The sequence below is a fragment of the Rhodococcus sp. CX genome, from assembly GCF_015865005.1.
Taxonomy (GTDB): domain Bacteria; phylum Actinomycetota; class Actinomycetes; order Mycobacteriales; family Mycobacteriaceae; genus Rhodococcus.
On the sequence record NZ_JADZGH010000268.1, the window covers coordinates 12,631 to 17,063 of the forward strand.

Here is a 4,433-nt window from a genome sequence, read left to right on the forward strand (position 1 = left end):
GTGAGCCTGCGCCACGGTGTGATATCCAGTGCCGCAGCCTGTTTCGTGATCCTCAGGTCGGCGATACCCGCGACGGTCCCGCCGACGAGTACGGCCGGCTTGACGATGCCGTTCTGCGTCATGATGCGGCGCCGGTTCTCGTCCGAGATCAGCCGCGACCGGTCGGCATGCGAGAGCAGCACGTTGTCGTAGGGCGCGAGGATGCGCGCCGGGGCGGGGGTCGCGGGATCGGGGCGCGGTGCGTCGGGCAGGTCGAACAGTTCGACGCCGCGCTCGTCGCGGAAGACCTCGAGCCGCGGCCGCAGCCGCTCGAAGACCTCGCCGAGCCGGGTGAGCCCGCACCACGCCTGCGCGTCCCGCACGCTCGCGGGCCCGAACGCCCCGAGGTAGCGCAGCAGCAGCGACTCCGGGTCCGGTGCGACCGGCGGGTGACCGGTCCACTCGTCGAGCACGGCCAGCCGCGGCTGCCCGGACCTGCCCCACAGACCGCGCGGCGGCACCTGCACCATCGGCACGAGTCCGCGTACCCCGTGCGCGAGGGCTTTCGGGTCGCGGCCCGGGAACCGTTCGGCGAGCAGCGGTTGCAGTTCCTGCTGACTACGCGGCACGTCGCGGACCAGTTCGCGTCCGGCGGCGGCGAGCGCGTCCCGATCCACCCCGGCCAGCGCGGCGGCGTAGGCGGTGTTGGTGTCCAGGTCGCGGTCGAGCAGCGGCTGCACCCACGGACGCAGCGCGGCCGCGTCTGCCGCCGAGACCGCGAAGATCGTGCCGCGCATGAGGACGATCCGCACGACCGTGCGGGCGGCGATGAGGCCGGAGAGGGACTCGGGTGCGAATCGCCCGATCCGGCTCCACAACGCGAGATAGGGCGGGAGGGATGCCTGCGCCTGAAGACCCAGCAGGTGCTCGATCATCGGCAGTGGACCGAGGTCGCTGCGGCGCAGCAGGTGCTGGCGCGCGAGGGTCGCGCGGCCGAGCTCACGGTTCGTGAGGGTGCGGGGCGTCACCGACCCACCTTCGCACCCCTGTGTCCCGCGTGCCGGTTGCTCGCACGCTGTCGTGGTTCGTCACTGCTACGGTCGGCTGATGGCGAGATCGGACACGTTGCGTACCAGACTGTTGCTACCCGCACTGTGTCTCATCGTCACCACCGTCGCCGTGATGCAGACCGTCGTGGTGCCCATCGTCGGCACCATCCGCGCGCAACTCGGCGTGAGCACCACCGCCTCCGGCTGGCTGCTCACCGCGAACCTCCTGGCCGCAGCGGTCGCGACCCCCGTCCTCGGACGGCTCGCCGACCTTCGCGGCAAACGCGCGATCCTCATGGGAATCCTGTGGGTGGTGCTGGCCGGGTCGCTGCTGTGCGCGCTCACCGATTCGTTCGCGCTGCTCGTCGTCGGCCGGGTGCTGCAGGGGGCCTCGTACGCGTTGTTCCCCGTGGGCATCGCGGTGCTCCGCGAGGAGATCGCCCCGGATCGGCTCGTCGGCGCGATGGGGCTGCTGTCCGGAACGATGGGCGTCGGCGGGGCGATCGGCATGGTTCTCACCGGCACGACCGTGTCGGGCGACACCGACTACCGGCGGGTGTTCTGGCTGTTGGTGCTGTTCAACCTCGCCGGGCTGGTGATGGCGTTCGTCGTCGTCCCGAAACGTGTCGCTGCGGCGCACGGCCGGATCGACTGGGCCGGGGCGGTACTGCTGTCGCTCGGGCTGGCCCTCGCGCTGCTGGCGCTGTCGGAGGGCGGCACGTGGGGCTGGGGTTCACCGGCGACGTTGCTGTGTGCGGCCGGCGGCCTGACCGTGCTCGCCGGCTGGTTCGCGTTCGAACGGCACGTCGACGAACCGCTCGTCCCGCCGCGCATGCTCACCCACCGGCCCGTGCTCGTATTGCATCTGACGGGACTGCTCGTGGGAGTCGCGATGTTCGTGAACTTCCTCGCGACATCGTACTTCGTCCAGACCCCGCCGGCGGCGGGCTACGGATTCGGTGCGACGGTGCTCGAGGCCACCGCCGTGTACATGCTGCCGGGCGCGCTGGTCGGGGTGATCGCCGCGGCACTGGCGGGCCGTCTCGTGCATCGATTCACCGCCAAACGGGTCCTCGGGGTGTCCTGCGTGATCGGCACGGCCGGGTTCGTGCTCATCGCCGTGCTGCACGACCTGAGCTGGCACATCATCGTCTCGGGCATCCTCGTCTCGGTCTTCGTCAGCCTCGCCTACGCGGCGCTGCCGGCGCTGCTCGTCGCCGAGGTCCGGCCCGACGAGACCGGCGTCGCCAACAGCATCAACTCGATCGCCCGGACCATCGGCAGTTCCCTGAGCAGCGCGCTGGTCACCACGCTGCTCGCGACGCTCGTCGGCGCGGGCGGATTCGCGAAGCAGTCCGCCTTCGTCGCCGCGTTCGGGCTCGCCGCGGTCGCCGCGACCGCCGCCGCGGTCCTGGTGTTCGTCACGGTGCGGGCACCCTCGCGGCCACTCACCGACGTCGAGGAGGACGAGGTCGAGGCGACGGCGCTGGCCGCGGAATGGGCCGTGGTCGACGGGCTCGCCGGCGGCCGGGTCCCTACTACCGGCAGAACCGATCTCGCAGGTACGCCGGAGCACCCGTAACGGGAATTCCCCGTGTAGGTCCGGTCCCGATCACCACGGGACGTGATACAGCACGCTCGACACGAGGGCAGCGACCGCGAGGACGAGGAACGTCAGGACGTTCGCGAGCCGCCCCGGATCGTGGTCGCGCACCCGTATGTGGGCGCCGACGGCGGCGAGGAAGTACAGCACGAGAGCGACCGCCGTGACCACGCCGAGCACGGGGACCGCGAATCCCACGATCAGCCCGACCGCACCCGCCCCCAGGAGCGCCCCCAGTCGCGGCACCCACGAGCGGGGCAGCTCCACGACGTCGGCTGCGGCCACGACGAGCCGGTGCCGAACCAGGCTCAGCGTGGCGGCACTCGCCATCGCGACGGCGGCCAGGACGGTGATTGCGATGTATGCGGTGTCCATGAGCTTCTCCGTCCGATAGTCCTGTCGTCTGTTCGACGATTCGGACGCCCGGATCGTGACTCCCGCATCGGGCTCGTCCCCATCCACGACGCGTTTCGGAATCCGCCCCCGCTGCAGCGTGGGCGGATTCGCATTCACCGCGTCGATCGTCGGAGCTTCGGTCACTCACCCCGCAGACGGCTGACCGCTGCATTCGCCGCCGAGGCCGCGCGCTCGGCCTCCTTCGCGTCCTGCGCCGCGGCTTTGGCGGCACTGCGCGCGAACTCGCGCTGCTCTTCGGCGTGCTGGAGTTGTTCGCGCAGCTCCCGCACCCGCGTCTCGTGGCGAGTAAGTTCCTGCTCGGCTCGTTCGGCCGCGGCGCGGGCCTCGACGACGGCCGCCTGGGCGGCTTCCGCGTCGGCGATCGCGCGTTTCAGTTCGGCCGCGCGGGCCTTCTCCTTCTCCTTCTCGGCGGCGCGCGCCTGTTCGTCCTCGGACTCCTCGGTCGCGGTGTCCTTCGCCCGATCGCGGACGACGTGCAGCGGAGCCGCACCGGTGTCTCCGAATCCGCTGTATTCGAGCGAGGTTTCGAGCCGCCCGGCACGCACCCGTTCCTCGATGTCCGGGTCGGCGAGAGCGGCGTTGAGGGTCTGCCCGACCTCACGCAGCGCCGCCTCGCTCACCCGGCGTCCGCGCGCGACGGCGAGACGGCCCGCCTCCCGTTCGAGCGCCCCGACCGCGTGCCGACGCTGGTTCGACAGCTTGCGCAGATCGCTGCCGGACAAGCGGCGTTGGGCCTTGCGCAGGGCCTCGCCGAGGTCGAGCAGCGCGGCGAGTTCGTCGGCGCGGTCGCGGGCGAGCAGATTCACCAGCCACGCCGCGACCGTCGGTTTGCGCAGCCTGCCGATCGCCGCTGCCGTGTCCCGATCGCCTGCCTTGCGGGCCTGCGCGACGTATTCGTCCCTGGCCGCGACGAAGTCGTTCGGGTCGAGGCCGTACAGCTCGTCGGCGATCTCCTCGGGATCCACGTCTGCGTCCGCCACCGCGTCACCGGAACTCGTCGACGTGGGCGTGCGCCCACTGGGCGAAGGTCGTGGCCGGTCGGCCGATAACGTCCTCGACGGTCCGCGTGACCTGCTGCGGACGACCGATCATGGATGCTCTGCCGTCGAGATACCAGCCCGCGTACTCCCCCATCGACCGTTTCAGCAACGTCTCCGCCTCTTCGCGGCTCACCTCGCGGAACGGCACCTCACGGCCGAGCGCCCGGCCGATCTCGCGGACGATGTCGGGGTGGCTGAGCGACTCGGGGCCGGTCAGCTCGTAGGTGCGGCCCGCATGGGCGTCGTCGAGCAGTGCCCGGGCAGCGACCGCCGCGATGTCCTCGAGGGCGATCGGGGCGGTCGCCGCCGTCGGGTACGCACCGCGCACCTCGCCGGTGGTGCGGA

General features: G+C 71.4%; 4 protein-coding genes and 1 pseudogene. 1 reads left to right on the forward strand and 4 read right to left on the reverse strand.

Going from position 1 to position 4,433, the window contains the following annotated elements:
- Nucleotides 1–1,007, reverse strand: a 1,007-nt coding sequence (locus I0Q12_RS29870) for a winged helix DNA-binding domain-containing protein (RefSeq protein ID WP_307846637.1), incomplete at its 3' end; no start/stop codon positions are given.
- A gap of 79 nt (nt 1,008–1,086) precedes the next feature.
- On the opposite strand from I0Q12_RS29870, the gene I0Q12_RS29875 reads away from it, so the two are divergent.
- The gene (locus I0Q12_RS29875; protein ID WP_197257417.1) at nt 1,087–2,610 is read left to right on the forward strand and encodes an MFS transporter; all 1,524 of its coding nucleotides are present in this window, start codon (nt 1,087–1,089) and stop codon (nt 2,608–2,610) included.
- A 30-nt stretch (nt 2,611–2,640) separates the two neighbouring features.
- Here the strand turns inward: I0Q12_RS29875 and I0Q12_RS29880 are convergent, their stop codons facing one another.
- From I0Q12_RS29880 to I0Q12_RS29890, 3 genes and pseudogenes are all read right to left on the reverse strand, one after another.
- Nucleotides 2,641–3,006, reverse strand: a complete 366-nt coding sequence (locus I0Q12_RS29880; protein WP_197257419.1) for a DoxX family protein — start codon at nt 3,004–3,006, stop codon at nt 2,641–2,643.
- Nucleotides 3,007–3,167: 161 nt separating this feature from the next.
- Nucleotides 3,168–4,028 (reverse strand): hypothetical protein, encoded by an 861-nt coding sequence (locus I0Q12_RS29885; RefSeq protein ID WP_248674318.1) that lies wholly within the window; start codon nt 4,026–4,028, stop codon nt 3,168–3,170.
- Between the two features lie 4 nt (nt 4,029–4,032).
- A pseudogene (locus I0Q12_RS29890) lies at nt 4,033–4,433 on the reverse strand (hydroxylase); the annotation flags it as partial.